General features: G+C 64.7%; 24 protein-coding genes. 14 read left to right on the plus strand and 10 right to left on the minus strand.

The window, feature by feature from the left end; genetic code table 11:
- Nucleotides 1–12 precede the first annotated feature (12 nt).
- A complete protein-coding gene (locus AC56DV_RS19175; protein WP_496315837.1) occupies nucleotides 13–1,089 on the plus strand; it encodes a hypothetical protein in 1,077 nt (358 codons plus the stop codon).
- A gap of 54 nt (nucleotides 1,090–1,143) precedes the next feature.
- Here AC56DV_RS19175 and AC56DV_RS19180 read toward each other — a convergent pair whose 3' ends face one another.
- On the minus strand, nucleotides 1,144–2,055 hold the full coding sequence (locus AC56DV_RS19180) for a LysR family transcriptional regulator (RefSeq protein ID WP_496315838.1): 912 nt from the start codon (nucleotides 2,053–2,055) through the stop codon (nucleotides 1,144–1,146).
- A 99-nt stretch (nucleotides 2,056–2,154) separates the two neighbouring features.
- On the opposite strand from AC56DV_RS19180, the gene scpC reads away from it, so the two are divergent.
- The 5 genes from scpC (at nucleotide 2,155) to AC56DV_RS19205 (ending at nucleotide 7,200) form a co-directional block, all read left to right on the plus strand.
- Complete coding sequence (gene scpC, locus AC56DV_RS19185; protein WP_496315839.1) at nucleotides 2,155–3,663, plus strand: succinyl-CoA:acetate CoA-transferase ScpC; 1,509 nt, start codon at nucleotides 2,155–2,157, stop codon at nucleotides 3,661–3,663.
- 84 nt (nucleotides 3,664–3,747) lie between these two features.
- Complete coding sequence (locus AC56DV_RS19190) at nucleotides 3,748–5,214, plus strand: catalase (protein WP_496315840.1); 1,467 nt, start codon at nucleotides 3,748–3,750, stop codon at nucleotides 5,212–5,214.
- 78 nt (nucleotides 5,215–5,292) lie between these two features.
- On the plus strand, nucleotides 5,293–6,417 hold the full coding sequence (locus tag AC56DV_RS19195) for a M14 family metallopeptidase (RefSeq protein ID WP_496315841.1): 1,125 nt from the start codon (nucleotides 5,293–5,295) through the stop codon (nucleotides 6,415–6,417).
- A 2-nt stretch (nucleotides 6,418–6,419) separates the two neighbouring features.
- The gene (locus tag AC56DV_RS19200; protein ID WP_496315842.1) at nucleotides 6,420–6,884 is read left to right on the plus strand and encodes a CYTH domain-containing protein; all 465 of its coding nucleotides are present in this window, start codon (nucleotides 6,420–6,422) and stop codon (nucleotides 6,882–6,884) included.
- Nucleotides 6,885–6,912: 28 nt separating this feature from the next.
- Nucleotides 6,913–7,200: a hypothetical protein gene (locus AC56DV_RS19205; RefSeq protein WP_496315843.1), complete on the plus strand. Its 288-nt coding sequence runs from the start codon at nucleotides 6,913–6,915 to the stop codon at nucleotides 7,198–7,200.
- Between the two features lie 34 nt (nucleotides 7,201–7,234).
- Here the strand turns inward: AC56DV_RS19205 and AC56DV_RS19210 are convergent, their stop codons facing one another.
- The 5 genes from AC56DV_RS19210 to AC56DV_RS19230 all read right to left on the minus strand — a co-directional run bounded on the left by AC56DV_RS19210 (nucleotide 7,235) and on the right by AC56DV_RS19230 (nucleotide 14,086).
- Nucleotides 7,235–8,500 carry a DUF2863 family protein gene (locus tag AC56DV_RS19210; RefSeq protein ID WP_496315844.1) on the minus strand — a complete coding sequence of 422 codons (1,266 nt, stop codon included), beginning with the start codon at nucleotides 8,498–8,500 and terminating at the stop codon, nucleotides 7,235–7,237.
- 119 nt (nucleotides 8,501–8,619) lie between these two features.
- Nucleotides 8,620–11,328 (minus strand): aconitate hydratase AcnA, encoded by a 2,709-nt coding sequence (acnA, locus tag AC56DV_RS19215; protein ID WP_496315845.1) that lies wholly within the window; start codon nucleotides 11,326–11,328, stop codon nucleotides 8,620–8,622.
- A gap of 62 nt (nucleotides 11,329–11,390) precedes the next feature.
- Nucleotides 11,391–11,927 (minus strand): hypothetical protein, encoded by a 537-nt coding sequence (locus AC56DV_RS19220; protein ID WP_496315846.1) that lies wholly within the window; start codon nucleotides 11,925–11,927, stop codon nucleotides 11,391–11,393.
- Complete coding sequence (locus AC56DV_RS19225) at nucleotides 11,927–12,937, minus strand: HpcH/HpaI aldolase/citrate lyase family protein (protein ID WP_496315847.1); 1,011 nt, start codon at nucleotides 12,935–12,937, stop codon at nucleotides 11,927–11,929. The genes AC56DV_RS19220 and AC56DV_RS19225 overlap by 1 nt, the downstream gene beginning before the upstream one ends.
- Nucleotides 12,938–13,096: 159 nt before the next feature.
- Nucleotides 13,097–14,086, minus strand: coding sequence for a malate dehydrogenase (locus tag AC56DV_RS19230; protein ID WP_496315848.1), 990 nt, complete (start codon nucleotides 14,084–14,086; stop codon nucleotides 13,097–13,099).
- Here AC56DV_RS19230 and AC56DV_RS19235 point away from each other — a divergent pair.
- The 8 genes from AC56DV_RS19235 to gltA all read left to right on the plus strand — a co-directional run bounded on the left by AC56DV_RS19235 (nucleotide 14,085) and on the right by gltA (nucleotide 20,425).
- Nucleotides 14,085–14,270 (plus strand): hypothetical protein, encoded by a 186-nt coding sequence (locus AC56DV_RS19235; protein ID WP_496315849.1) that lies wholly within the window; start codon nucleotides 14,085–14,087, stop codon nucleotides 14,268–14,270. The genes AC56DV_RS19230 and AC56DV_RS19235 overlap by 2 nt on opposite strands.
- Before the next feature lie 105 nt (nucleotides 14,271–14,375).
- Nucleotides 14,376–15,233, plus strand: coding sequence for a GntR family transcriptional regulator (locus AC56DV_RS19240; RefSeq protein ID WP_496315850.1), 858 nt, complete (start codon nucleotides 14,376–14,378; stop codon nucleotides 15,231–15,233).
- Between the two features lie 207 nt (nucleotides 15,234–15,440).
- On the plus strand, nucleotides 15,441–15,863 hold the full coding sequence (gene sdhC / locus AC56DV_RS19245; RefSeq protein WP_057155976.1) for a succinate dehydrogenase, cytochrome b556 subunit: 423 nt from the start codon (nucleotides 15,441–15,443) through the stop codon (nucleotides 15,861–15,863).
- Nucleotide 15,864: 1 nt separating this feature from the next.
- A complete protein-coding gene (gene sdhD, locus AC56DV_RS19250) occupies nucleotides 15,865–16,230 on the plus strand; it encodes a succinate dehydrogenase, hydrophobic membrane anchor protein (protein WP_496315851.1) in 366 nt (121 codons plus the stop codon).
- Between the two features lie 2 nt (nucleotides 16,231–16,232).
- On the plus strand, nucleotides 16,233–18,011 hold the full coding sequence (gene sdhA, locus AC56DV_RS19255; RefSeq protein ID WP_496315852.1) for a succinate dehydrogenase flavoprotein subunit: 1,779 nt from the start codon (nucleotides 16,233–16,235) through the stop codon (nucleotides 18,009–18,011).
- 16 nt (nucleotides 18,012–18,027) lie between these two features.
- Nucleotides 18,028–18,738 carry a succinate dehydrogenase iron-sulfur subunit gene (locus AC56DV_RS19260; RefSeq protein ID WP_496315853.1) on the plus strand — a complete coding sequence of 237 codons (711 nt, stop codon included), beginning with the start codon at nucleotides 18,028–18,030 and terminating at the stop codon, nucleotides 18,736–18,738.
- A gap of 11 nt (nucleotides 18,739–18,749) precedes the next feature.
- Nucleotides 18,750–19,031 (plus strand): FAD assembly factor SdhE, encoded by a 282-nt coding sequence (locus AC56DV_RS19265; protein ID WP_496315854.1) that lies wholly within the window; start codon nucleotides 18,750–18,752, stop codon nucleotides 19,029–19,031.
- A 92-nt stretch (nucleotides 19,032–19,123) separates the two neighbouring features.
- Nucleotides 19,124–20,425, plus strand: coding sequence for a citrate synthase (gene gltA, locus AC56DV_RS19270; RefSeq protein ID WP_496315855.1), 1,302 nt, complete (start codon nucleotides 19,124–19,126; stop codon nucleotides 20,423–20,425).
- A 52-nt stretch (nucleotides 20,426–20,477) separates the two neighbouring features.
- Here gltA and AC56DV_RS19275 read toward each other — a convergent pair whose 3' ends face one another.
- The 4 genes from AC56DV_RS19275 to AC56DV_RS19290 form a co-directional block, all read right to left on the minus strand.
- Nucleotides 20,478–22,544 carry a putative bifunctional diguanylate cyclase/phosphodiesterase gene (locus AC56DV_RS19275; RefSeq protein WP_496315856.1) on the minus strand — a complete coding sequence of 689 codons (2,067 nt, stop codon included), beginning with the start codon at nucleotides 22,542–22,544 and terminating at the stop codon, nucleotides 20,478–20,480.
- 125 nt (nucleotides 22,545–22,669) lie between these two features.
- A complete protein-coding gene (locus AC56DV_RS19280) occupies nucleotides 22,670–25,075 on the minus strand; it encodes a sensor domain-containing protein (RefSeq protein WP_496315857.1) in 2,406 nt (801 codons plus the stop codon).
- 122 nt (nucleotides 25,076–25,197) lie between these two features.
- Complete coding sequence (locus tag AC56DV_RS19285) at nucleotides 25,198–25,578, minus strand: BlaI/MecI/CopY family transcriptional regulator (RefSeq protein ID WP_496315858.1); 381 nt, start codon at nucleotides 25,576–25,578, stop codon at nucleotides 25,198–25,200.
- Between the two features lie 19 nt (nucleotides 25,579–25,597).
- Nucleotides 25,598–26,896: a leucine-rich repeat-containing protein kinase family protein gene (locus AC56DV_RS19290; protein WP_496315859.1), complete on the minus strand. Its 1,299-nt coding sequence runs from the start codon at nucleotides 26,894–26,896 to the stop codon at nucleotides 25,598–25,600.
- Nucleotides 26,897–26,980: the final 84 nt, after the last annotated feature.

Consider the following 26,980-nt stretch of genomic DNA (forward strand, 5'->3'; position numbering starts at 1 on the left):
CAAGGAAAATCCATGCTGGAAACCTCACCAGTCACAGCTGCCAAGCAGCGGCCAAGACCGTCCATCGACGCCCTGCTGGCGCCTTCCGTTCAATACGGCAAGATAGCCGAGTTAGCCATCCACGCCGGCACTCTGTTTTTCGTTGTGATAGCCTACGTCCTTCTGACCGCATCGCACGATGACGCAACCGTGGAGCGTTACTTGATCCTTCTCGGAGTTCTGGCTTTCGCTGGCGCCAGCGGCTGGTTGAGCTTTCGGCTGATTAAGCCGGCGGCCTATCGTCCTGGCAAGACCTTCAAGGTCTGGCGCATGAGCGATCAGGGCATCGCGTGGTATTACGGGGCTGCCATCTGGGGGGGGCTGGCATGCATGATCTATGCGATCTACGATGGCTTCACCACGGCAGGCTCCTTGGAGGGGCCCGTCAAATTCGGCATCTCAGCCTTCGTGGTGATGGCTATCGGCCTGCACGGCAGCACGTCGAAAGCGGTCCATGGAGACGTGGATTATGTCGCGGTCCGCACCCTGAGGGAGTCCGGTTTGCTTGGCCAGGAAAAGGTGTACGGCGCCTACCAGAATTTTGATGCCACCCAGCGCCAGAACACCGTCAACGATCTGCTGTCGTTTGGCCTGCTGGCGGATGGCTTTGTCATGCTGTTTGTCCAGGATGGGCGCTGGAGCAAGGTGCGCAAGCAGTTTGACGACATCACAGCCATCGGCATCTCCAGCGATGGCTTCCAGGTGCATTATCTGCTGCGCTTCTTCGACGGGACCCAATACAAGATCAAGATTGCCACGGGAGAGAAGTTTGGAACGGAGATCATGAGCTTCACTCGCCGCTTCCTGACGGCCTTGGACGCCTCGCTGACCGGCCAGCCGCTCGAGGCCGCGCCGGCCCAGCGCCGCCGAGTCGCGGCGCCCGTTGCAGCCAATGGCGATGTCCATGTACGGCCGACGCCGCGACCCCAAGCGGAAACCGAAGCCAGCGCTGGCGGCCGCCACTTGGAGCTGGATAGGCAGTTTGTCAAATCCGCACAGCAAGCCATGCCGCTGGGCGCCGGGCGTTCGCTGGAATTGAACTGCAAGTAAGGGACGCGTCTCACATGCTGGGCGGCGCCAAGTGCCGGGACAGCGTGGTCGATCCTATCGAAGGCGTGGCGATCCACGAGGACTTTTAAGGCCCAGCACATCGCGGCACACTTCCAGCCACGCGCGCGCCGCGTGCGACAGGTAGCGGCCGTTCCACACGTGGGCCACGTCCCATGCCAGCGCCGGCTCCACGATGCGCACCGCGTGCAGGCGCTCGCCGGCCAGCCGGTGCACGAAGGGTTCCGGCACCAGCGCCACGCCGATGCCGACCGAGGCCATTTCCACCAGCCAGTCCCACTGTCCGCTTTGCGCCGCGATAGCGGGGCTGATGCCGGCCTGCGCGAAGGCGTTGCGCAGCGCGCGCGTCAGGGCGAAATCGTCCTTCAGCAGCACCAGCGGCAGCGCGGCCAGTTCCTTCAGCCGCAGCGTGCGGCGGCTGCGCTGGAAGGTGCCGGCGGCCGCCAGCGCGTACAGCGGATAGCTGGCGATGGGCTCGGCCTGCAGGGCCAGCGTGGCGTCGGCCGGCAGCACCGTCATGCCGAGCTCCAGTTCGCCCGCCGCCACCTGCCGTTCGATGGCCTGGCCGGTGTCCTCGCTGAGCGCGAGCGCAATGCCGGGATGGCGCTCGCGGAATGCTTTCAGCACCGGCGTGAACAGCAGGTTGATCATGGGCGGAATGCCGATCGCCAGCGTGCCGCGCTGGCGCGCCTGCGTGTCGCGCACTTCCAGCTGCAGCTGGCGCAAGGTGGCCAGCATTTCCTCGCCGCGCGCGTAGACCACGGCGCCGGTGTCGGTCAGCGTCAGCCGGCGGCCGTCGCGCACCAGCAGCGGCGCGCCGACTTCGTCCTCCAGCTGGCGCACCATCTTGCTGATGGTCGACTGGGTGACGTGCAGCGCCTCGGCGGCTTGCGTGAAGCTGCTCAGGCGGGCGGTTTCGATGAAGTAGCGCAGCGAGCGGATGTCCATGAATTTCTCGACTGGAATTGAAGAATTTAAGTCATGCAATGCATGAATGCCAGATTCTATACTGGTCCCACCAAAACCATAAATGATCTGGAGCACATCATGCATGAAGACCGTATCCGCCTGCCGGTACTGATGGACAAGATAATGACGGCGGCCGATGCCGCGCGGCTGTTCCGCAGCGGCATGACCGTCGGCATGAGCGGCTTTACCCGCGCCGGCGACGCCAAGGCGCTGCCGCTGGCGCTGGTGGAGCGCGCCCGCAGCGAGCCGCTGGCGCTCACGCTGATCACCGGCGCCTCGCTGGGCAGCGACAGCGACGGCCTGATGGCCAACGCCGGCGTGGTGGCGCGCCGCATGCCGTTCCAGTCCGACGCCGCGCTGCGCAGGAAGATCAACGGCGGCGAGGTGATGTTCATCGACCAGCACCTGTCCGAAACCGCCGAGCAACTGCGCGGCGGCAGCCTGAAGCCGGTGGACATCGCGGTCATCGAGGCGGTGGCCATCACGCGGCAGGGCGATGCCGCCGGCATCGTGCCCACCATGTCGGTCGGGAACTCGGCCAGCTTCGCCGAACAGGCCGCGCAGGTCATCATCGAAATCAACCTGAGCGCGCCGCTGGCGCTGGAAGGCTTGCACGACATCTATCTGCCCGCGCAGCGCCCGGGCCGCGAGCCGATTCCGCTCACGCGCACCGGCCAGCGCATCGGTGATTCCACCATCAATATCGATCCGGCGCGCATCGCCGCCATCGTCATCACCGACAGCCCGGACAGCCCCTCCAACGTGCTGCCGCCGGACGCGGAAACCCAGGCCATCGCCGGCCACATCATCGCCTTCCTGGAGGCCGAAGTGGCGGCGGGGCGCATGGGGCCGGAGCTGCTGCCGCTGCAGGCGGGCATCGGCACCATCGCCAACGCCGTGCTGCACGGCCTCACCGGCTCCTCCTTCCGCAACCTGTCCATGTACTCGGAAGTGCTGCAGGACAGCGCGATCGAGCTGCTGGACTCGGGCCAGCTGGCCATGGCGTCCGCCTCGTCGATCACCCTGTCGGCAGCCATGCACGAACGCTTCCTGCGCGATATCGAGCGCTACCGCGACCGCATCGTGCTGCGCCCGCAGGAGATCAGCAACCACCCGGAGCTGGTCAAGCGCCTGGGCGTGATTGCCCTGAATACGGCGCTGGAGTTCGACATCTACGGCAACGTGAACTCCACCCACGTGGGCGGCACCCACATGATGAACGGCATCGGCGGCTCGGGCGACTTTGCCCGCAATGGCCAGCTGTCCTTCTTCGTCAGCAAATCCGTGGCCAAGGATGGCGCCATCTCCAGCGTGGTGCCGATGGCGCCGCACGTCGACCACACCGAGCACGACGTGGACGTGCTGGTCACCGAGTGGGGCCTGGCCGACCTGCGCGGCCTGGCGCCGCGCGAGCGCGCGCCCCTGATTATCGAGCGCTGCGCCCACCCGGACTACCGCCCGCCATTGCGCGCCTACCTGGAGGAAGCGCTGCTGCGCGGCGGGCAGACCCCGCACGTGCTGGAAAAAGCCTACAGCTGGCACGCGCGCTACCGCGAACAAAGCACCATGATTGCTGAAAGCTATTGAATCGATAAAATCAATTGTCTTTGTAAATGTTGTTGGCTTCTCTAGAATGAATTCACACCGAATAACATTCTTGAGGAGCAAGCAATGAGCCAGCAGCCACCAATCACGACCGCGTCCGGCATCCCCGTCGCCGACAACCAGAACTCCATCACCGCCGGTCCGCGCGGCCCGGTACTGCTGCAGGATTTCCACCTGATCGAGAAGCTGCAGCACTTCAACCGCGAGCGCATTCCAGAGCGCGTGGTGCACGCCAAGGGTTCCGGCGCCTACGGCACCTTCACCGTCACGCACGACATCAGCCGCTATACCAAGGCCAAGCTGTTCTCGGCCATCGGCAAGCAGACCGAGACCTTCGTGCGCTTCTCCACCGTGGGCGGCGAAAAGGGCAGCGCCGACACCGAGCGCGATCCGCGCGGCTTCGCGGTGCGCTTCTACACCGAGGAAGGCAACTGGGACCTGGTGGGCAACAACACCCCCATGTTCTTCATCAAGGACGGCATCAAGTTCCCGGACTTCATCCACACCCAGAAGCGCGACCCGCAGACCAACCTGAAATCGCCCACCATGATGTTCGACTTCTGGAGCAAGGCGCCGGAAAGCCTGCACCAGGTGACCATGCTGTTCTCGGACCGCGGAACGCCCGACGGCTACCGCCACATGGACGGCTTCGGCAGCCATACCTATAGCCTGATCAACCAGGCGGGCGAGCGCGTGTACGTGAAGTGGCACTTCAAGACGCGCCAGGGCATCAAGAATCTGGGCGCGGCCGAGGCCACCCGCATCGCCGGCACGGACCCGGACTACGCGCAGCGCGACCTGTTCGGCGCCATCGCGGCCGGCGAGTTCCCGCAGTGGGACGTGAAGATCCAGGTCGCCACCGACGCCGAACTGGCGGCGTGGGGCGAGCGCACCGGCTGGAATCCGTTCGACCTGACAAAGGTCTGGCCGCACGGCGATTTCCCGTTGCAGCCGGTGGGCGTGTTCGAGTTGAACCGCAACCCGGTCAACTACCACGCCGAGGTGGAGCAGGCCGCGCTGTCGCCGTCGAACGTGGTGCCGGGCCTGGGCTACTCGCCGGACAAGATGCTGCAGGCGCGCCTGTTCGCCTACCACGACGCGCAGCTGTACCGCGTGGGCACCAACCACCAACACCTGCCGGTGAACGCGCCGCGCTGCCCCTTCCACAACCAGCAGCGCGACGGCGCCATGGCCATCAGCAATGGCGGCTCGGCGCAGAACTACGCGGCGGTGGAGGCGGGCGGCATCCATGGCAAGGGGCTGGGCAACGGCGAACCGGAGCTGGCGCTGCAGGGCGCGGCGGCGCGCTACGACGGCCGCGGACACGAGGACGACTACACCCAGGCCGGCAACCTGTTCCGCCTGATGCCGGCGCAGGAGCGGCAGAACCTGTTCGACAACCTGGCCGGTCCCATGAGCCAGGTCAGCGACGAGATCATCCAGCGCCAGCTGGGGCATTTCGACAAGGCCGACCCGGCCTACGGCGCAGGCGTGCGCGCGGCCCTGAAGGCGCGCGGGCGCAACGTGGACTAAAGGGAGGGACGGGGCCGCTGCGCCCCGGCCCCGGTGCGGTTAAAATGGCGGTCTTGGATCTATCTACACGGGACCGCCATGACCATCAAAATCAGCCAGAACTTCGACTCCGGCGCCATCGACGTGGTGCGCGCCGACAGCGCCGCCACCATAGAACTGAACCTGCGCGACGACAACGCGGCCGACATCCGCCAGTGGTTCCACTTCCGCCTGCAGGGCGCGCGCGGCCAGGCCGTGACCATGCGCTTCCTGAACGCAGGCCAGGCCACCTACGCCAAGGGCTACGAGGGCTACAACGCCGTGGCCAGCTACGACAGCGAAAACTGGTTCCGCGTGCCGACCTCCTTCGACGGCGAGGTGATGACCATCAAGCACACCCCGGACCTGGACAGCGTCTACTACGCCTACTTCGAGCCGTATTCGTGGGAACGCCACCTGCGCCTGCTGGGCGAAGTGGCCGAGAACCCGGCCGCGCGCGTGCTGGACCTGGGCAGCACGGTGGACGGCCGCGACATGAACCTGGTCGTCATCGGCGCGCCGGAAGCGGAGAAGAAGGTGTGGGTCATCGCGCGCCAGCACCCGGGTGAATCGATGGCCGAATGGTTCGTCGAAGGCCTGGTCGATGCGCTGCTGGACGACGCCAATCCGATTTCGCGCAAGCTGCTGCAGCGCTGCTGCTTCTACATCGTGCCGAACATGAACCCGGACGGCTCGGTGCGCGGCAACCTGCGCACCAACGCGGCCGGCGCCAACCTGAACCGCGAGTGGATGACGCCGTCGCTGGAGCGCTCGCCGGAAGTGCTGTGCGTGAAGAACAAGATCCACGAAACCGGCGTCGACATGTTCTTCGACATCCACGGCGACGAGGCGCTGCCGTACAACTTCGTGGCCGGCAACGAGATGCTGGAAAACTTCACGCCCGAACAGGCCGCGTCGCAGAAGGCCTTCATCGAGCGCTACAAGAACGCCAGCCCGGACTTCCAGGACACCTACGGCTACGCCGCCAGCAAATACAAGGAAGACATGCTGACCCTGGCCTCCAAGTACATCGGGCACCACTTCCAGTGCCTGGCGCTGACCCTGGAAATGCCGTTCAAGGACAACGCCGACCTGCCGGACGCCTACGTGGGCTGGAACGGCGCCCGCAGCGCCGCGCTGGGCCGCGCCATCCTGCAGCCCATCCTGCTGTCGCTGGACGACTGATCATGGGCGTCGAGATCGAACGCAAGTTCCTGGTAACCAGCGACGCCTGGATGCATCAGGGCGAACCCGTGCTGCTGCGCCAGGGCTACCTGTCCTCGCACGCGCAGCGCGTGGTGCGCGTGCGCATCGAAGGCGAGCGCGCGGTGATGACCATCAAGGGCAAGAACGTGGGCGCCAGCCGGGGCGAGTGGGAGTACGAGATCCCGATGGCGGACGCGCAGGAGTTTCTTGAGAAGCTGTGCGAGCAGCCCATCATTGAAAAATACCGCCGCCGCATTCCGTACGCGGGCTTCGTGTGGGAAGTGGACGAGTTCCTCGGCGTGAACGCCGGGCTGGTGGTGGCCGAAATCGAGCTGCCGTCCGAAGACCAGCCCTTCGACAAGCCGGACTGGGCAGGGGAAGAAGTGACGCACGATATGCGCTACCTCAACTCCAACCTCATCAAGCACCCGTACTCCGCTTGGTAAGCGCCGTTTTCCATCCTAAACTGGAGGGATGGAAAACGACTGGAAAGCGTTCGCCGCGCGCATCGACGCGATATTGCCGACCTTGGCGACCAAGGCCGACGTTGAGGCCTTGCGTGCTGACTTCGCGCGCTGGACGCTGGCAACGGTGATCGGCCTGTTTATTGGTTTTGGCGGGTTGTTCGTGGGAATAACGAATACATTGAAACCGGCTACGCCGCCGGCCGCGCAGGGCGGGCAGCAGGTTCAGCAGCCCATAGTCATCTATGTGCCGGCCGCGCCGCCGGAACAGCGGCCCCAGCCTCAGCCGCAAAAATAAAGCCCTCTTGCGAGGGCTTTTTCGTAGGGCATGCTTAGTGGAAGTGCTCGTTGCCCGCCGGGGTGTCCTCCGGCATCTCGGCGTGCACCAGCTCGCCGGTCGGGTCGGCGAACAGCGGCGCGCCGCAGTCGTCGCAGTACTCGGACACGTAGCGCTCGCCCAGCTTCTTCACCTGCGTCACGCCCAGCGCATTCAGGTGCTCGACAATCTCTTCCACCGGCGTGCGCGGCTTGAGCAGCTCGGCGATGCTGCCCGAGATCGGGCCTTCCGGCGGCGTGCCTTCCTCGTCCTCCTGGCCGTACAGCGGCCACACCACGCCGTACACCACGTCCGCGCTCTGGCGCGGGGTGAAGGCGACGCGGTATTCGTCGATCTGGCCGTCGGCCGCTTCCTCGCCGAAGCCGGCGATCACGGCGCGCAGCTCGGACGGCTCGACCGACAGCGTGTGCGTCAGGTAGTGCACCGCCGCGCGGATCGACACCGGGCGGATCAGCTTGTCCGCCTCGCGGCAGGCCATGTAGTAGGCTTCCGGCAGCAGCAGCTCCACGCCGCAGCCCGGCAGCAGCCGGTTCACGGTCGGCAGCGCCTGGATGCGCCATTGCTCCAGCGCGGCCTTGCGCTCTTCGGCGAAGTTCGACTGCAGCGCCGGCATCTGCCAGCGGAACATCGGGCCGCCGTGCGGCGCCACCACGGCCACCAGCAGGTAGCGCGTGTCGGCCAGGAAGGGCGCGGTGTCCGGCGCCTTGGCTTCCGATTTGAATGCCACGCCCTTCAGCGCGGCCTGCGCCAGCTTGTGGGTCTTGCTGTAGGCCTCGGCGTGGCTGCGCGGCAGCTGGTCGATGGAGTACAGCATCGAGGCCATGGCCATGTGGGTGCCGTCGGCCAGCAGGTGGGCCGAGAAATGCGCCGACAGGGTGTTCAGCACGTCGGCCGGGATAGCCCCGGAGGCGATGGCGAAACGGGTCCAGGCCAGGATGGGCGCGGCCACCAGCAGCACGTCGTACTGGGTGCTGGTTCCGTCGGCTTCCACGGTGATGGTGCTGGACTCGCTGACCGCTTCCACGCCGTCCATCAGCACGTCGTAGGCGTTCAAGTCTTCACGGAACAGCCCGTTCAAGGCGGCGTCGATGGTGTCCTGGTGGCCGCTCTTGAGCAGCTTCTGCAGCTGCGCGTCCAGGCTGTGCTCCCAGCTGCGCTCTTCGAGGCGGCTGGCGGCCTGGCCGACGGCCTGGGCTAGGGTGACGAGGCGCTGGCTGTCGGCAGTGAGTTTGTGTGGCGATTCTTTGGATGGGCGACGCATAGCGCTGTACTAGTCTCTGGAAAGTTCTGTTATCCGTATTGTAGTGGATTCGGGCCGGGGAGGCGGGCCTAATAAAAAACGCCGGACGAATCCGGCGTTTTTGGTGTCGCAAAGACGTGTTACGCGGCCAGCAGCTGGCGCAGGACGAACGGCAGGATGCCGCCGTGCTTGTAGTAGTCCACTTCGATCGGGGTGTCGATGCGCAGCAGCACTTTGACTTCCTGCGACGAACCGTCGGCGCGGTGGATCACCAGGGTGGCCAGTTGCTGAGGCTTGATCTCGCCTTCCAGGCCCTTCAGGTCATACACCTCCTTGCCGGTGATGCCCAGCGATTCCACGCTGTCGCTGCCGATGAACTGCAGCGGCAGCACGCCCATGCCCACCAGGTTGGAGCGGTGGATGCGCTCGAACGAGCGGGTGATCACGGCCTTCACGCCCAGCAGCTGGGTGCCCTTGGCGGCCCAGTCGCGCGAGGAACCGGTGCCGTATTCTTCGCCGCCGAAGATCATGGTCGGGGTGCCTTCGGCCACGTACTTCATGGCCGCGTCGTAGATCGACAGCTGTTCGCCCGACGGCTGGTGGATGGTGATGCCGCCTTCCACCGCCGAGCCGTCCGCCTTGGCAGGGATCATCTTGTTCTTGATGCGCACGTTGGCGAAGGTGCCGCGCATCATGATCTCGTGGTTGCCGCGGCGCGAGCCGTAGGAGTTGAAGTCGGCTTTCAGCACGCCGTTGTCCTTCAGCCATTTGCCGGCCGGACCGTCTTCCTTGATCGAACCGGCCGGGGAGATGTGGTCGGTGGTGATCGAGTCGCCGAACACGCCCAGCGCGCGCGCGCCGGTGATGCCGGCGGCGGCCGCTTTCGGGGTCATCTCGAAGCCGTCGAAGAACGGCGGCTCGGCGATGTAGGTCGAGTCAGGCCAGTTGTACACCTGGCCTTCGGTGCTCGACACGGCTTCCCACAGCTTGCCGGGCGCGCCCTTGACGTCGGCGTAGTTGTCCTTGAATACCTTCGAATTCATGGCGAACTTCATCAGCTTGCCGATTTCCTGCGAGGTCGGCCAGATGTCGCCCAGGTACACGTCCTTGCCGTCCTTGCCCTTGCCGACCGGCTCGGTCATCAGGTCGCGCGTCATGTTGCCGGCGATGGCGTAGGCCACCACCAGCGGCGGCGAAGCCAGGAAGTTGGAGCGGATGTTCGGGTGGATGCGCGCTTCGAAGTTGCGGTTGCCCGACAGCACGGCCGAGGCCACGATGTCGTGGGTGGCGATGGCTGCGTTCAGTTCCGGGGTCAGGTCGCCGGCGTTGCCGATGCAGGTGGTGCAGCCGTAGGCGGTGACGCCGAAGCCCAGCTGTTCCAGGTAGGGCAGCAGGCCGGCGGCGGTCAGGTACTCGGTCACCACGCGCGAGCCGGGGGCCAGCGAGGTCTTGATGTGCGGCGCCACGGTCAGGCCGGCTTCCACGGCCTTCTTGGCCAGCAGGCCGGCGGCCAGCAGCACCGACGGGTTCGAGGTGTTGGTGCAGGAGGTGATGGCGGCGATCAGCACGTCACCGTTATGCACCTTGACGCCGTTCGACGTGGTGTATTCGCAGGTCAGGTCGGCCGGGTTCTTGTTGAAGCCGTTTTCGGTGGTCGGTTTCGAGAACAGTTCGGTGAAGTTGTTCTTCACGTTGCCGATCTCGATGCGGTCCTGCGGACGCTTGGGGCCGGCCAGGGATGGCGTCACGCTGGTCAGGTCCAGCGCCACCACGCGGGTGTAGTCGATTTCGCCCGCTTTCGGCACGCCGAACAGGTTCTGGGCCTTGAAGTAGGCTTCGAAGGCGTCGATCTCGGCCTTGGTGCGGCCGGTGCCCTTGAAGTAGTCGATGGTGGCGTCGTCGACCGGGAAGAAGCCCATCGTGGCGCCGTATTCCGGGGCCATGTTGGCGATGGTGGCGCGGTCGGTCAGCGACAGCGTCTCGGTGCCTTCGCCGAAGAACTCGACGAACTTGCCCACCACTTTTTCCTTGCGCAGCAGTTCGGTGATGGTCAGCACCAGGTCGGTCGCGGTGCAGCCTTCGCGCAGCGCGCCGGTCAGGTTCACGCCGATCACGTCCGGGGTCAGGAAGTAGACCGGCTGGCCCAGCATGCCGGCTTCCGCCTCGATGCCGCCCACGCCCCAGCCCACCACGCCGATGCCGTTGATCATGGTGGTGTGCGAGTCGGTGCCCACCAGGGTGTCAGGGTAGTACACGCCGTCGGCGGCCTTGTGCACGCCGCGCGCCAAGTACTCCAGGTTCACCTGGTGCACGATGCCGAAGCCGGGCGGCACCACGCCGAAGGTGTCGAAGGCCTGCATGCCCCATTTCATGAACTGGTAGCGCTCGTTGTTGCGCGAGAATTCCAGCTTCATGTTCAGGTCCAGCGCTTTCGGCTCGCGGAAGTGGTCGATGGTGACCGAGTGGTCCACCACCAGGTCGACCGGCACCAGCGGCTCGATCTTTTTCGGGTTCACGCCCATCTTGGAGGCCACGTTGCGCATGGCGGCCAGGTCGGCCAGCAGCGGCACGCCGGTGAAGTCCTGCAGCACCACGCGGGCCACCACGAATGGAATCTCGTCGGTGCGCTCGGCGGTGGCGCTCCAGCCGGCCAGCTGTTTCACGTGTTCTTCAGTGACCTTTTTGCCGTCGCAGTTGCGCAGAACGGACTCCAGCACCACGCGGATCGATACCGGCAGGCGGGAGACGTTGATGCCCAAGCTCTTTTCCAGCGCAGGCAGGGAGTAGAACTTTCCCTTTTTGCCGGCAATGTTGAAATCCTTAAGCGTGTTCAGTGTGTTGCGGGACATGACCTCTCCTTCGGTGGGTATCGTCTGTTATTGATATTACGAGTACTGCCTTGGACTAAAACTTAACCTTGTACTGCAGTTTCCGGTGCTGCTGCGGCCGCCGGCTTCAGCTGCTCCGCGTTGCGGCATTCGTTGGCCAGCTGGCGGTTCAGCTTGGAATCGAGCAGCATGCCCTTGGCGGGAATGCCGATCCAGATCAGGCCGTACAGCTTGTTCTCGAAACGGTGCGCGCCGGTGCTGGTGCCCACGCGCTTCAGGCGGTGCAGGCGTTTCTTCCAGCGCAAGGCGATGTAGTTGTCGTCGCCGGCATTCTGGTAGATGGTGATCTTGTTGCCCAGCTCGCAGTCGAAGTCGACCACGGTGGAGCCTTCCACGCCGGGCTCGTTGGCTTCTTCGGCTTCCTCGGCCGTCATGGCGACAGGAGCGGCGGCAGCGGCTGCTGCGGCGCCTTTCCTGGCGGTGGATTTCCTGGCCTTGGCGGCCGGTTTCTTGGCTTCGGCCTTCGGTTCGGCGATTGCGGCCTGCGCGGCCGGCGCCAGGCACAGGGTCAGCGAGGCCAGCGCCATGCTGCAGGCCATGAATAATTTGGAGATGGACATCAGTTTGTTTCCGTTGCGGGTTCGACAGGGGTGAGCAGGGCGGCGGCCGCTTCCGGCAGCGCCAGGCCCGCCAGGCGTGCGCGCTGCAGCACGGTCCAGTAGTAGCGGTAGCTGGCGCGGTCGTGCAGGCGGCCGTTTTGCGAGATCGGACCCCACTGCGCGCGCTCGGCGTCCTGCAGGATATGGGTCGCCTCGTTGACTTCGGACAGGCGCGGCGTGAAGGCTTTGATCACCGGCTTGATCTGGTTCGGGTGGATGCTCCACATGCGCGTAAAGCCGAACTCGGCGGCGGCGCGCTGGGCGTCGTTGGCCACCACGGCCGGATCCTTGATCTCGGTGGTCACGTTGTGCGACGGCACCTTGCCGTGCGCGTGGCAGGCGGCGGCGATCTCCAGCTTGGCGCGCACCACCAGCGGGTGCGTGAACTGGCCCGGCGTGCGCATGGCGTTGCCCGGCACGGCGCCGTAGTGGCCGGACACGAAGTCCATGATGCCGAACGACAGGCACTCGACCTGGGGCAGGGCGGCAATGGCGTGCACGTCGTGCAGCGCGCCGTGGGTTTCGATCAGCACGTGCACCGGCAGCGGCGAGGCGCCGGCGCGGCCGGCCTTCTGCGCGTGGGTGTTGATGATGTCGATGGCGCGCAGCACTTCCTGCACGCTGTCCGGCTTGGGCAGCACCACGTAGGCCAGCTTGTGCGCCGCGCTGCCGCAGATGATCTCCACGTCGCGCTCGAAGTGCGGGCTGTGCAGGTCGTGCATGCGCGCGCCGATGCGGTTGAACTTGTTGTCGTCGCTGAGCAGCAGCTCGGCCACCAGGCGCGCGTGCGCTTCCTCGTTGCCGGCGGAGGCGCCGTCTTCACAGTCGAACGTGATGTCGAACAGGGGCCCAAGTTCTTGTTGCAAGGCAATCGATTTGCGCATCAGCTTTTCGGAGCCGGCGTAGTGGTCGCAGGCCGGCAAAAGCAGCGGCTGGCGCGTGCCCTGGAATAAAACCTCGGATGGATGCATGCGGGTAGGGGGAAATGTTGAGGCGGTGGCGGTGGATGCGGTGGATGTTGATGCGGGGGATGCCGCGGCGGGCGCAGACGGAACCGCCGCACTGCTCTCGGCAGTGCGGCGGGTGCGGCGTATGGTCGGTTTAACCGGTTCCATAGCCAGGTATGCCGGTTATGGCAGCAGGTGTTTCACGCCTTCACGCTCTTCGGTCAGTTCCTTCAGCGTGATGTTGATGCGCTCTTGCGAGAACGCGTCGATTTCCAGGCCTTGAACGATGGTGTACTCGCCGTTCGCGGTGGTGACAGGGAAGCCGAACATGGTGCCTTCAGGGATGCCGTAGGAGCCGTCCGAAGGGATGCCCATGGTGGTCCACTTGCCGTTGGTGCCCAGTACCCAGTCGCGCACGTGGTCGATGGCGGCGTTGGCGGCCGAAGCGGCCGACGACAGGCCGCGCGCTTCGATGATGGCGGCGCCGCGCTTGCCCACGGTCGGCAGGAAGGTGTTGGCGTTCCATTCCTGGTCGTTGATCAGGTCCTTGACGGATTTGCCGTCAACGGTGGCGAAACGGTAGTCGGCGTACATGGTCGGCGAGTGGTTGCCCCATACGCACAGCTTCTCGATGTCTTTCACCTGGGTGCCGGTCTTGGCAGCCACTTGCGACAGCGCGCGGTTGTGGTCCAGGCGCAGCATGGCGGTGAAGTTCTTGGCCGGCAGCGACGGCGCCGATTTCATGGCGATGTAGGCGTTGGTGTTGGCCGGGTTGCCGACCACCAGTACTTTCACGTTGCGCGAAGCGACGGCGTCCAGCGCCTTGCCCTGCACGGTGAAGATCTGGGCATTGGCTTCCAGCAGGTCCTTGCGTTCCATGCCCGGGCCGCGCGGACGGGCGCCTACCAGCAGGGCCACGTCGGCGTCCTTGAAGGCGGTCAGCGGGTCGGAGTGGGCGGTCATGCCGGCCAGCAGCGGGAACGCGCAATCGTCGATTTCCATCATGACGCCTTTGAGCGCCTTTTGCGCTTTTTCGTCAGCGATTTCAAGCAGTTGCAGGATGACCGGCTGGTCTTTGCCCAGCATGTCGCCGTTGGCGATGCGGAACAGCAGGGAATAGCCGATCTGACCGGCGGCGCCGGTTACGGCAACACGCATTGGGGTTTTAGCCATGATGAATCTCCAAAGTGGAATAGAAAACGATCTTGAAGCTGGGCCTACGCTTGCGGAAAACTGTAATGATACCAAAACCGGCAAGGTTTATCGTTTGCCTTTGACCGGTGCAGGGACTATGCTCTTCTTGTTCCTGCGCGCGCGGACGCGCGAAGGCCAGGAGGAACGCCGCCGCCGAGTGTAGGCCGGTCTGCCGCTTCTGTCAATCATATCTTATGTCTTATATAAGACAGATAAGTTATCGTGTTTTGCTGGACGGGGCCGGGCTTTTGTGGTGAAATCCGGGTCTATGAATTCCGCCCCGTCCAACCTGACCAACAATGGCACCGCCGCGAGCGGCACGGTCAGCCCGACGCCGGCCCCCGCCGCCTCCGCCACCTCTTCGGTTGCGCCTTCAGCGGCGCCCGCAGTAGCGCCCGCAGTTGCCCCATCCCCCACCTTTTCCCCGCTGTACCAGCAGATCAAGGCCCTGATCACGCAAAGCCTGCAGTCGGGCGAGTGGAAGCCGGGCGAGCTGATACCGAGCGAAGTGGAGCTGGCGGCGCGTTTCAAGGTCAGCCAGGGCACGGTGCGCAAGGCCATCGACGAACTGGCGGCGGAAAACCTGGTGATGCGCAAGCAGGGCAAGGGCACTTTCGTGTCCACCCACCACGAGGCGCGCGCCCATTTCCGATTCCTGCGGCTGATGCCCGACGAGGGCGTGCCGCACTACCCGGAATCGAAGTTCATCGAAGTCAAGCGCACCCGCGCGCCCGCCGACGTGGCGCGCCTGCTGGAGCTCAAGTCCGGCGACGCCGTGGTGTTCATCAAGCGCGTGCAGTCCTTCGACGGCATGCCCACCATCGTCGAGGAGCTGTGGCTGCCCGGCCTGATCTTCAAGGGACTGACCGCCGAGCGGCTGGTCGAGTACAAGGGGCCGATGTACGGCCTGTTCGAATCCGAGTTCGGCACCCGCATGATACGCGCCGCCGAGAAAATCCGTGCCTGCTGCGCCGACGAGGGCGCCGCCGCACTGCTGCAGGTCGCGCAAGGCACTCCCTTGCTGATGGCCGAACGCGTCTCCTTCACCTACGGCGACAAGCCGGTGGAGCTGCGCCGTGGCCTCTATTCGACCGAACGGCATCATTACCAGAACGATTTGAACTAAGCAGTAACCAGATAAGGGAGACGCGCTGCCCGGACGCCTGCCGGGCGATGTTGCGCTAATAACACGCCACCTTGCACATTTTGCAAAAGTCGGCTACGACAAAACATAATTTTGGTTATATGTAACAATACATATTGGTCTGAACTGCGAAAATCGGCGAAAATCGCAGTCTCACAAATTTAGCATTACGTATAGGGAGGTCTCGTCATGTCAGAAGCCGTAAGAGAAGCACCAAAAAAAGAACGGCCGCAATTTCGCAATATCCACGTCACTGAATTGTCCAACTACCGCCTGCCGCTCGCCGGCGTAGTGTCCATCCTGCACCGCATTTCCGGTTTCCTGATGTTCGCGCTGCTGCCAGTGGTGCTGTACCTGCTGGAGAAGAGCCTGTTATCTGAGATCTCTTTCGAGCATTTCAAGGGCATCGCCTCGCATTGGTTCGTCAAGCTGGTCATCCTGGCGCTGGTGTGGGGCTATATGCAGCACTTCTGCGCCGGCGTGCGCCACCTGATCATGGACACCCACGTGGGCCTGGATAAAGACTCGGCGCGCAAGTCGGCAGCCACCGTGCTGGTCATCAGCCTGGCGCTGACCGCCCTGGTCGCACTGAAACTGTTTGGAGTATTCTGACATGGCAAACAACAATATCGGACCTAAGCGCCTGGTCGTCGGCGCCGGCTACGGCGTGCGCGACTGGCTGGCCCAGCGCGTGACCGCGGTACTGATGGTGGTCTACACCGCCGTTCTGCTGATCTGCTTCCTCACCGGCAGCAACTTCTCGTACGAAGGCTGGGCCGGCCTGTTCGCCCAGCAGTGGTTCAAGCTGTTCACCGCGGTGACCCTGTTCGGCCTGTTCTACCACGCCTGGGTAGGCATGCGCGACATCTGGATGGACTACGTGAAAGCCGTGGGCCTCCGTCTGACGCTGCAAATCATCACCATCGGCTGGCTGGTTGGCTGCGCCGTGTGGTCGGTACAAATACTCTGGAGTGTGTAATCGTGGCAGCTATCAAAACTGCAATCCCTACCCGCCGCTTTGACGCGGTCATCGTTGGCGCCGGCGGTTCCGGCATGCGCGCCTCCCTGCAACTGGCGGAAGCCGGCCTGAACGTGGCCGTGCTGTCGAAAGTGTTCCCAACCCGCTCGCACACCGTGGCGGCGCAAGGCGGCATCGGCGCCTCGCTGGGCAACATGGCCGAGGACAACTGGTTCTGGCACATGTTCGACACCGTCAAGGGCGGCGACTACCTGGGCGACCAGGACGCCATCGAGTTCATGTGCCGCGAAGCACCGAAGGTGGTCTACGAGCTGGAACACTTCGGCATGCCGTTCGACCGCAATCCGGACGGCACCATCTACCAGCGTCCGTTCGGCGGCCACACCGCCAACTTCGGCGAGAAAGCCGTGCAGCGCGCCTGCGCCGCGGCCGACCGCACCGGCCACGCGCTGCTGCATACGCTCTATCAACGGAATGTGCGCGCCCGCACCCACTTCTTCGTTGAGTGGATGGCGCTCGACATCATCCGCGACGCCGAAGGCGACGTGGTGGGCGTGGTGGCACTGGAAATGGAAACCGGCGAGACGATGATCCTGGAAGCGAAGACCACCATCTTCGCCACCGGCGGCGCAGGCCGCATCTTCGCCGCATCGACCAACGCCTTCATCAACACCGGCGACGGCATGGGCATGGCGGCACGCGCCGGCCTGCCGCTGCAGGACATGGAATTCTGGCAGTTCCACCCGACCGGCGTGGCCGGCGCGGGCGTGCTGATCACCGAAGGCGTGCGCGGCGAAGGCGGCATCCTGATCAACTCGGAAGGCGAACGCTTCATGGAGCGCTACGCGCCGACGCTAAAGGATCTGGCGCCGCGCGACTTCGTGTCGCGCTCGATGGACCAGGAAATCAAGGAAGGCCGCGGCTGCGGTCCGAACAAGGACCACGTGATGCTGGACCTGCGCCATATCGGCGCCGACACCATCGCCAAGCGCCTGCCGTCGATCCTGGAAATCGGCCACAAGTTCGCCAACGTGGACGCCACCAAGGAACCGATTCCTGTGGTTCCGACCATCCACTACCAGATGGGCGGCATCCCGACCAACATCCACGGCCAGGTGGTCACGCCGAACGGCGACGGCACCCAGAAAGTGGTCAACGGCCTGTACGCCATCGGCGAATGCGCCTGCGTATCGGTGCACGGCGCCAACCGCCTGGGCACCAACTCGCTGCTCGACCTGGTGGTGTTCGGCCGCGCGGCCGGCAACCACGTGGTGGCGTCGAACCTGAAGCAGAAAGAGAACAAGCCGCTGCCGAAGGACGCCTCCGACTACGCCATGTCGCGCCTGAACAAGCTGGAAACCTCGACCGGCTCGGAAAAAGTGCAGAACGTCGCCAACGACATCCGCGCCACGATGCAGAAGTACTGCGGCGTGTTCCGCACCGACGAGCTGCTGGTGCAGGGCGCCAAGGAAATCATGGTGCTCGACGAGCGCCGCAAGCACGTGTCGTTCAAGGACAAGTCCAAGGTGTTCAACACCGCCCGCGTGGAAGCGCTGGAGCTGGACAACCTGATCGAAACGGCGAAAGCGACCATCACCTCGGCAGTAGCGCGCAAGGAATCGCGCGGCGCCCACGCGCACAGCGATTTCCCGAACCGCGACGACGACAACTGGATGAAGCACACCCTGTGGTATTCGGAAGGCAACCGCCTGGAATACAAGGCTGTCGTCACCAAGCCGCTGACGGTCGATACCTTCAAGCCGAAACCACGTACTTTCTAAGCTAGGGCTCATTACCATGCCACGCACTCTCAAATTCAAGATTTACCGCTACGATCCGGACCAGGACGCCAAGCCGTACATGCAGGACCTGACGGTTGAACTGAAAGACACCGACAAGATGCTGCTGGACGCGCTGCAGCGCATCAAGTCCGACGTCGACGACTCGCTGTCGCTGCGCCGCTCGTGCCGCGAAGGCGTGTGCGGCTCGGACGCGATGAACATCAACGGCAAGAACGGCCTGGCCTGCACCACCAACCTGAACGAGCTGACCGAGCCTATCGTGCTGCGTCCGCTGCCAGGGCTGCCGGTGATCCGCGACCTGATCGTCGACATGACCCAGTTCTTCAAGCAGTACGATTCGATCAAGCCGTTCCTGATCAACGATTCGATCCCGCCCGAGAAAGAGCGCCTGCAGTCGCCTGCCGAACGCGAAGAACTCGACGGCCTGTACGAGTGCATCCTGTGCGCGTGCTGCTCGACCTCGTGCCCGTCGTTCTGGTGGAATCCGGACAAGTTCGTCGGTCCTGCCGGCCTGCTTCAAGCCTACCGCTTCATCGCCGACTCGCGCGACGAAGCCACCGGCCAGCGCCTGGACAACCTGGAAGACCCGTACCGCCTGTTCCGCTGCCACTCGATCATGAACTGCGTCGACGTCTGCCCTAAAGGTCTGAACCCGAACAAGGCGATCGGCAAGATCAAGGAACTGATGGTTCGCCGCGCGATCTGATACTGCCCGACATGACCGAAATGGAAAAGCCTGCGCATCAGGCCGACCCGGCAAACCGTGCGCGCCTGCGCTGGCGCGCACGCCGGGGATTGCTGGAAAACGATATCATCCTGACTCGTTTCCTCGATGCGCATGAAACCGAATTGACCGACGAGGAAGTGGACGCGTTCACGCGGCTCCTCGACTTGTCGGACAATGCGCTGATGGATCTGGTGCTGGCTCGCGCAGAGCCGGAAGGCGAGATCGATCTGCCGCATGTGCACGCACTGCTGCAACGATTGCGTCTCGCCTGATCTGCGCAAGGGCGGTCCCCGGGCCGCCCGCGCCGCCGGAAAGTTTTAGAAGTTTTTTTAATAAGCCGCATCTCTCCAAGAAGGAAGAGTCCATGAACATCTCTGACAACAAAGCTACACTGTCGTTCTCTGACGGCAGCCAATCGGTCGAGTTCCCTATCTACAAGGGTACGGTCGGCCCGGACGTCATCGACATCCGCAAACTGTACGCCGGCACCGGCAAGTTCACCTACGATCCGGGCTTCATGTCCACCGCAGCGTGCAACTCGTCGATCACCTACATCGACGGCGACAAGGGCGAGCTGCAGTACCGCGGCTACCCGATCGAACAGCTGGCCGTGAACGCCGACTTCATGGAGTCGTGCTACCTGCTGCTGAACGGCGAACTGCCGAACGCCGAGCAGAAGGCCAAATTCGTCGACACCGTGACCAAGCACACCATGGTCCACGAGCAGATGCAATTCTTCTTCCGCGGCTTCCGCCGCGACGCGCACCCGATGTCGGTGCTGGTCGGCACCGTCGGCGCGCTGGCCTCGTTCTACCACGATTCGCTGGACATCAACGATGCCAAGCACCGTGAAGTGTCGGCCATCCGCCTGATCGCCAAGATGCCGACCCTGGTCGCCATGGCCTACAAGTACTCGATCGGCCAGCCGTTCGTGTACCCGCGCAACGACCTGTCGTACAGCGCCAACTTCATGCGCATGATGTTCGGCAATCCGTGCGAAGAATACAAAGTCAACGACGTGCTGGTGCGCGCGCTGGACCGCATCCTGATCCTGCACGCCGACCACGAGCAGAACGCATCGACCTCGACCGTCCGCCTGGCCGGTTCGTCGGGCGCCAACCCGTTCGCCTGTATCGCTGCCGGTATCGCCTGCCTGTGGGGCCCTGCCCACGGCGGCGCCAACGAAGCGGCGCTGACCATGCTGAAGGAAATCGGCTCGGTCGAGAACATCCCTGCCTTCATCGCGCAAGTGAAAGACAAGAACTCCGGCGTCAAGCTGATGGGCTTCGGTCACCGCGTGTACAAGAACTTCGACCCGCGCGCCAAGCTGATGCGCGAAACCTGCCACGAAGTGCTGGAAGAGCTGGGCCTGCAGGACGACCCGCTGTTCAAGCTGGCCATGGAACTGGAAAAGATTGCACTGAACGACGAATACTTCGTCTCGCGCAAGCTGTACCCGAACGTGGACTTCTACTCGGGCATCGTGCAGTCCGCGCTGGGCATTCCAGTGTCGCTGTTCACCGGTATCTTCGCCATGGCCCGCACCATCGGCTGGATCGCCCAGTGGAACGAGATGATTGCCGATCCAGAACAGAAGATCGGCCGTCCGCGCCAGCTGTTCGTCGGCGCCACCACCCGCGACGTGCCGCCGCTGGACAAGCGTTAATCGCCGGTCTTTGGCAGCACAACAAAAAAGCGAGCTTCGGCTCGCTTTTTTTTTATGCGCGCTGCCGCAGCCAGTGTTCGAAGTTGGGGCGCGTCAGCGGCTGGCTGACGTAGTGCCCTTGCATGCTGGCGCAGCCGTGGTGGGCCAGGAAGTCGCGCTGGGCGCGGGTCTCGACCCCTGTGGCCACCACCTTGATCTCCAGGTTGCGGCCGATGTCGAGCATGGTTTTGGCCAGCGCGCCGCTGAGGCCCTGCGCGCCGATTTCGCGCACCGGCGCCGGCGCCATCTTCAGCTGGTCCAGCCGCAGCGCGCGCAGGCAGGTCAGGTTGGAGGCGCCGCCGCCGAACTCGTCCATCGCCATCCGCAGGCCCATTTCGTGCACGCCGGCGCTCAGGCGCCGCGCCACGTCCGGGTTGCGCATCAGCTGCGTTTCGCGCAGTTCCAGTTCCAGGCAGGCCGGGTCGATGCCGTGGCGCGCCACGGTGCGCGCAATGTGGGGCAGGTAGTCGTACTGGCCGAATTCGCGGTACGAGGCGTTCATCGTGACCGGCAGGCCGGCGTAACCCAGCTGGCTTAGCCGCTTGATGGTGCCGCACACGTCCTCCAGCACGCGCCGCCCGAGCGGCACGATCAGGCCGTTCTCCTCGGCTTCGTTGAGGAACATGGCCGGCAGCAGTTCGCCCAGCTGCGGGTGGCGCCAGCGCAGCAGCGCTTCCACCCCGACGATGCGCCCGGTCCGCAGGCAGACATTGGGCTGGTATTTCAGGTACAGGCTGTCGCCGTCGAGCGCTTCGCGCAGCGCCTGCTCCATGCGGCGCCGCGCGTCCGAGGCGCTGGCCATGTCGGGCGAATGGAAGTGCACCGCGTTGGGACTGCCGCTCTTGCTCTTGTACATGGCGGCGTCGGCTGCGCGCAGCAGCACGCTGAAGTTGTCGCCATCGTTGGGGTAGACCGCCACGCCCATGCTGGCGCCGACCGGCAGGTTCTGGCTCTCGAACTGCAGCTCGTCGGCCAGGGCGGCGCGGATGCGTTCTATCATGCGCAGCGTGAAGCGCAGCGAGGGCTGTTCGGCCAGCACCAGCACGAATTCGTCGCCGCCCAGGCGGGCCACGGTGTCGCTGTCGCGCAGCGCGGACTGCAGGCGCTGCGCCACCATGCACAGCACGTGGTCGCCGGCGTCGTGCCCCAGGCTGTCGTTGATCTCCTTGAACTTGTTCAGGTCCAGCAGCACCACCGCCACCAGGTGGCCGCTGCGCCGCGCCGCATGCAGCGCATGCTCCAGCCGGTCGCGCAGCAGGGTGCGGTTGGCCACGCCGGTCAGCGGGTCGTGCGTGACCTGGTGCTCGAGCTGGGCGGTGCGCTCCTTCAGCTCGGTGATGTCCTCGATGATGCCGATGAAGTGCGTGACATGGCCGTGGGCGTCGGACACCGGCGTCACCGACAGGCGGTTCCAGAACCGCTCGCCGTTCTTGCGCACATTGTGCAGCACCACGGTGACGGGCCGGTTGTCCGCAATCGCGGCAGCCAGCTCGGCGCGTTGCGCCGCATCCTGCTCGTCGGCCGCCATGAAACGGGAGTCGTGGCCCAGTATCTCCTGCCGGCTGTAACCGGTGATGCGTTCGAATGCCGGATTGACGTACTCGATCAGATTGTCCTTGCCGCTGCAGCGCGTGATGACGATGCCGTTGCTGGCCGCGTGCAGGGCCCGGTCGCGCAGCTCGGCCAGTTCGCCGCGGTGCTGGACGCTGGACAGGTTGACGGCGGTGCCGAGCAGGTAGGTGCCGCCGGCGGCTTGCATGCGCCCGGCGCAGAACAGGTAGGGAACCGCGGCGGCCCCGCACTGCAGGCGGGCTTCGATGTGGACCGGGGCGTTGTCCTGGAAAGCGCTGCAGAAGGCGCGCGTGACCGCGGGCCGGTCGTCGGGGTGGAACAGGTCCAGCATGTGGATGGCCCGCAGATGCTGTGGCGCCAGCCCGGTGGCCAGCTCAACGCGGTGATTCCAGAGGACAAATTGACCCGCTTCGTCAAGCACGTAGAACGCGTCGGCCAGCAGCTCGATGACGTCCTTCAATGAAGCCGCACCGAACCGTTGGGCCGCCACCTGCTCGCTCCCTTGCATATTGCCCCCTATCACCTTGCCGTTGACGGCAGGAAAGGCCTGACTGTTGGGTATTGCATAGTATCTTGCAATCGACTAGTTTATCGCAAGCACGGCGCGGCGGCGCGCGGTTGTGCTGGCCTGGCTTAATCTTCGTCGCGCGGATGACACACGGCGGCGGTCGTGCTGCCGGCCAGCAACTGCTCCAGCTTGCCTGCGCTCAGCGGCGCGCACAGCACATGGCCCTGGGCGTGGTCGCAGCCGGACTGCTTCAGGAAGCTGCGCTGCAGCTCGGTTTCCACGCCTTCGCCCACCATTTCCAGGCCCATGTTGTGGCCGATGTCGATCAAGGTCTTGGCCAGCCGGCCGGTGCGCGTCTGGGGGCAGATCGCGTGCACCGACGAGCGCGTCATCTTGAGCTGGCTGATCGGCAGGCTTTGCAGATAGGTCAGATTGCTGGCGCCGGCGCCGAAGTCGTCCACCGCCAGCCGGATGCCCAGCTCCCGGCAGCCGTCGGCCACGTCGCTGCTCAAGTGGGGATTGCGCATCAGGTGTTCCTCGCGCAGTTCCAGTTCGAAATTGTGCGGCGCCACGCCGTGGCGCTGCAGCATGGCGCTTATGTTGGCCAGAAAGTCGTCCTGGATGAACTCGCGGTAGGACGCGTTCACCGACAGCGGCAGCTCGTCGTGGCCGAGGCTGGCGAGCCGCGCCAGCATGGCGCAGGCATGTTCCAGCACCCAGGTGCCCAGCGGCAGGATCAGGCCGTTTTCCTCGGCGTCGGCCAGGAAGGCGGTCGGCAGCAGCACGCCCATCTCCGGGTGTCGCCAGCGCAACAGCGCCTCGATGCCCACCACCTGGCCGCTGCGCAGCGACCAGCGCGGCTGGTAAACCAGAAACACCTCGTTGTTGGCGACCGCGTTGCGCATGTCCGTTTCCAGCCTCTGCTTGGCCTCGGTGCTGGAACGCATCTCGGCCGAAAAGAAGCGCACGTCTTCCATGCCGCCGCTCTTGGCGTCGTACATGGCCACGTCGGCGGCGCGCACCAGGTCGAGCGCGCTGCCGCCGTCGTGCGGGTAGATGCTCACGCCCATGGCGGCGCCGACCGTGACGTCCTTGTTGTCGAACAGTAAAGGCTTGTCCATGCTGCTGCGCAGGCGCTGGATCATGCGCAGCGTGAAGCGCAGCGAGGGTTGCTCGGTCAGCACCAGCACGAACTCGTCGCCGCTCAGGCGCGCCACCGTGTCGCTGTCGCGCACCGCCGCCTGCAGGCGCCGTCCCACCAGCTTGAGCACCTCGTCGCCCGCCTCGTGGCCCAGCGTGTCGTTGATCTGCTTGAACTTGTTCAAGTCCACCAGCACCACCGCCACCAGCGTCTTGTTGCGCTGGGCCGCATGCAGCGCCTGTTCTAGCCGGTCCCACAGCAGGTTGCGGTTGGCCAGGCCGGTCAGCGGATCGTGGTTGACCTCGTGTTCCAGCAGCGAAGTGCGCTGTTTCATGGCCGTGACGTCGTTGATCACGCCGATGAAGTGGGTGACCTGGCCGCGCTCGTTGCGCACCGGGGTGACGGTCAGGTCGTTCCAGAACAGCTCGCCGTTCTTGCGCAGGTTGCGGAACACCACGTTGATTTCGCGCTCGGCGGCGATGGCGGCGCGCAGCTGGGCGCGCTCGGCCTCGTCCAGGCCGGGCGCGGCCATGAAGCGCGAATCGTTGCCGATCGCCTCGGCGGCGCTGTAGCCGGTGATCTGTTCGAAGGCGGGGTTGACGTACTCGATAGGGTTGTTGCCGCCGGCGCAGCGCGTGATGACCACGCCGTTGCTGGTGGCGTGCAGCGCGCGCTCGCGCAGGCGCAGCGTTTCTTCGTCGCGGCGGCGCGCGGTAATGTCCATGCCCAGGCAGAAGATGTAGTACTGGTTCGCCAGGCGGAAGCGGTTGACGGCGAACAGGTGGGGCGTGGTGCGGCCGTCCTTGGCCAGCATGTCGCACTCGAGCTGCAGCTCGGAGTCCTGCTCCAGGGCTTCCTGCAAGCGTTGCAGCACCATTGGCCGGTGTTGCTCGGCGAACATGTCGGTGACGTGCGCGGCCGCCAGTTCCTCGCCGGTGAGCTGGGTGGTCTGTTCGATCTGCCGGTTCCACAGCACCAGGCGCCCGCTGCTGTTGATGACGCAGAAGTTATTGCTGCCCAAGCTCATCAGCGATTCCAGCTCCAGCGCGCCCACCAGCTGGCGTTCGCTCGGCGGCGTGGGCGCGGGCGCCACCAGGGCCACGCAGTCGCCCTGGCCGGCGTGGCAGTGCTGGGGCAACAGGCGGATTTCATAGCGCGCGCGGCTGCCGTCGGCACGGCCCAGCTCGAACTCGGCCCGGGCCACCTCGGCCGGTGGGCTGCGCAGCGTGGCGGCGTCTTCGGCGGGCGGCGCCAGCAGGAGGTCGGCCGGCTGGCCGAGCGCGTCCGCCTCGCTGTGGCCGAGCAGTTGCTGGCAGCCGGGATTCCAGCTCTTGATGGCGCCGCCGCCAATGAGAAAGGCGGCCAGTTCGGTGGGCAGATTGGTGCGCATGGGAATCCTCCAGTAGGGACAACTACTGGATAGACCGCCGAAATGCTGAGGCGTTCGCCGGGCTCGGCGGAAAACGGAGCTGATTGCCGCTGATTGCCGCTTATTGCCCCCCTATTGCCCGCTTATTGCTCTTTATCCAGCAGGGCCTGGATTTCCGCGCGTTCCTTGGGCGTGACATGGCCGCCGCGCAGGGCTGCCAGCACCAGCGCCTTGCCGGAACCGGAGAAAGCTTTGTGGATCAGCTCTTTCAGCAGGCTGGTCTGCACCGATTCCTGTTCCTGCAGCGGGGCGTAGACGTGGGCGCGCTGGCTTTCGTCGCGCGCCAGCAGGCCCTTGGTGTGCATCACCTGCAGCAGGCGCAGCACGGTGGCGTAGTTCATCTCCGGCCGCGTTTCCACGGCGGCGGCATGCACCTGCCTGGCGGTGGCGGGGCCGAGCGCGTACAGCAGGCGCAGCATCTCCAGTTCGGAGGCGGTCGGTTTGGGCGGGGCGGTGGTCGTCATGGGATCTAGAATAAAATATCTAGAACGGATTGTCTAGGAATGATTGCAGCCGCTGCTCAAGGGCGTGGAACAGCGGCCGGGATGCGGTGTCGGCCTGCAGGCAGTCGTCGCGCAGCCGGGCCAACTGCGCCGGCACGGGCGCGTCCCAGCGTTCCAGCAGTTCTTCCAGCAGGCAGCCGAAGGCGCGCACTTCGAGGCGTTCCAGGGCGGCGGCCTGGGGCGAGCCGGGCTCATGGAAGCAGGCCGCGCCGAAGTCACCCAGCAGGGTCCGGCCTTCGCCGCAGTGCAGCACGTTGTGCCCGTACAGGTCGCCGTGCATGATGCCGCGCGCGTGCAAATGGCGCGCCGCCGAGGCCACACCATGCGCGATGGCGAGCGCGGCTTCGGCCGGGAAGCGCTTGCCGTCCGGGTAGACGTCGCGCGTGCAGCTGTCCAGACTGGGCGGGCCGGCCAGGTTGACGAACTCGGGTGAAATCAGCGGCATCACCAGGGCCTGGGTTGCTGGCGGGTGGTCGGGCACTTTGCCCAGCACCGGCACCAGGCTGGCGTGCGCGCCGGCGCTGATGCAGGCCGCCATTTCGCAATCGGGCAGGCCGTCGCTGGTCACCGCGCCTTTGTATAGTTTCACGGCGACGGGAACGCCGAGGTGTTGCGCGCGATAAATCTGGCCCGATGCGCCTTCGCCCAGTTTATTTTGCAAAACCAGCTGATTCCACGGTATTTGCGCAATCTGATTTTCAGCCGCCCGCGTTTCAGCGTCCGCGCAAAACGGATTGCCGGCATACGCCAGCCAGCTCAGGCGCGGCAATTTCAGCAGCCATGCCGGCAAGCTGGTTAATTTATTAGCCGAAATGCGCAATAACTCCAGTTTTTCGCATGCCGCCATTTCGGCGGGCAGGGCGCTCAGCTTATTCCCGGCCAACATCAGTTTCTGCAAAGGCCGGCTGCCTATTTCGGGCGGCAATTCGCTGATCTGATTGTCCGTCAATATGAGCCAGCGCAGTTTTTCGGGCAGGGCATGGCCGGAAACGGCGGCAATGCGGTTGGCTTTGAAACCGACCATGGTCAGTTCGGGGCAGGCGCCCAATATGTCCGGCAGCTCGGTAAATTGATTGTCCGAACAGAAGATAATCCGCAGCCGGGAAAGGCGCGGCAATTCGGCAGGCAGGGAAGCGAGGGAGTTGCCGGACAGATCGAGAATCTCCAGCGTATCGGCCAGATCGAAAATCTCGCCGGGGAATTCAGTCAGGCCGCAGGCCAGTTTCAGGCGCCGCGCGCCGCGCAATTGGCCGGCGCGCAGTTGTTCCAGGGTTTGCATGTCGCGCTCGTGCTGGGAAAACGCAGAGTCTATCACTCCGCGCTGCCTCCAGCATGCCGATTCATGCACGGCTCTGGCATGATC

Source organism: Massilia sp. BGA-UO-ETr-WB1, from assembly GCF_059567845.1.

Bases quoted from the DNA above. Each gene is read 5' to 3' on its own strand.
- AC56DV_RS19265 (WP_496315854.1), top strand. From the start codon at position 18,750: ATGACCGAAATGGAAAAGCCTGCGCATCAGGCCGACCCGGCAAACCGT.
- acnA (WP_496315845.1), bottom strand. From the start codon at position 11,328: ATGTCCCGCAACACACTGAACACGCTTAAGGATTTCAACATTGCCGGC.
- AC56DV_RS19220 (WP_496315846.1), bottom strand. From the start codon at position 11,927: ATGTCCATCTCCAAATTATTCATGGCCTGCAGCATGGCGCTGGCCTCG.
- AC56DV_RS19275 (WP_496315856.1), bottom strand. From the start codon at position 22,544: ATGCAAGGGAGCGAGCAGGTGGCGGCCCAACGGTTCGGTGCGGCTTCA.
- AC56DV_RS19190 (WP_496315840.1), top strand. From the start codon at position 3,748: ATGAGCCAGCAGCCACCAATCACGACCGCGTCCGGCATCCCCGTCGCC.
- AC56DV_RS19200 (WP_496315842.1), top strand. From the start codon at position 6,420: ATGGGCGTCGAGATCGAACGCAAGTTCCTGGTAACCAGCGACGCCTGG.
- AC56DV_RS19175 (WP_496315837.1), top strand. From the start codon at position 13: ATGCTGGAAACCTCACCAGTCACAGCTGCCAAGCAGCGGCCAAGACCG.
- AC56DV_RS19195 (WP_496315841.1), top strand. From the start codon at position 5,293: ATGACCATCAAAATCAGCCAGAACTTCGACTCCGGCGCCATCGACGTG.
- AC56DV_RS19180 (WP_496315838.1), bottom strand. From the start codon at position 2,055: ATGGACATCCGCTCGCTGCGCTACTTCATCGAAACCGCCCGCCTGAGC.
- AC56DV_RS19240 (WP_496315850.1), top strand. From the start codon at position 14,376: ATGAATTCCGCCCCGTCCAACCTGACCAACAATGGCACCGCCGCGAGC.
- AC56DV_RS19230 (WP_496315848.1), bottom strand. From the start codon at position 14,086: ATGGCTAAAACCCCAATGCGTGTTGCCGTAACCGGCGCCGCCGGTCAG.
- sdhC (WP_057155976.1), top strand. From the start codon at position 15,441: ATGTCAGAAGCCGTAAGAGAAGCACCAAAAAAAGAACGGCCGCAATTT.
- AC56DV_RS19225 (WP_496315847.1), bottom strand. From the start codon at position 12,937: ATGCATCCATCCGAGGTTTTATTCCAGGGCACGCGCCAGCCGCTGCTT.
- AC56DV_RS19235 (WP_496315849.1), top strand. From the start codon at position 14,085: ATGATGAATCTCCAAAGTGGAATAGAAAACGATCTTGAAGCTGGGCCT.
- AC56DV_RS19210 (WP_496315844.1), bottom strand. From the start codon at position 8,500: ATGCGTCGCCCATCCAAAGAATCGCCACACAAACTCACTGCCGACAGC.
- sdhD (WP_496315851.1), top strand. From the start codon at position 15,865: ATGGCAAACAACAATATCGGACCTAAGCGCCTGGTCGTCGGCGCCGGC.
- AC56DV_RS19285 (WP_496315858.1), bottom strand. From the start codon at position 25,578: ATGACGACCACCGCCCCGCCCAAACCGACCGCCTCCGAACTGGAGATG.
- scpC (WP_496315839.1), top strand. From the start codon at position 2,155: ATGCATGAAGACCGTATCCGCCTGCCGGTACTGATGGACAAGATAATG.
- AC56DV_RS19260 (WP_496315853.1), top strand. From the start codon at position 18,028: ATGCCACGCACTCTCAAATTCAAGATTTACCGCTACGATCCGGACCAG.
- AC56DV_RS19205 (WP_496315843.1), top strand. From the start codon at position 6,913: ATGGAAAACGACTGGAAAGCGTTCGCCGCGCGCATCGACGCGATATTG.
- AC56DV_RS19280 (WP_496315857.1), bottom strand. From the start codon at position 25,075: ATGCGCACCAATCTGCCCACCGAACTGGCCGCCTTTCTCATTGGCGGC.
- gltA (WP_496315855.1), top strand. From the start codon at position 19,124: ATGAACATCTCTGACAACAAAGCTACACTGTCGTTCTCTGACGGCAGC.
- AC56DV_RS19290 (WP_496315859.1), bottom strand. From the start codon at position 26,896: ATGCAAACCCTGGAACAACTGCGCGCCGGCCAATTGCGCGGCGCGCGG.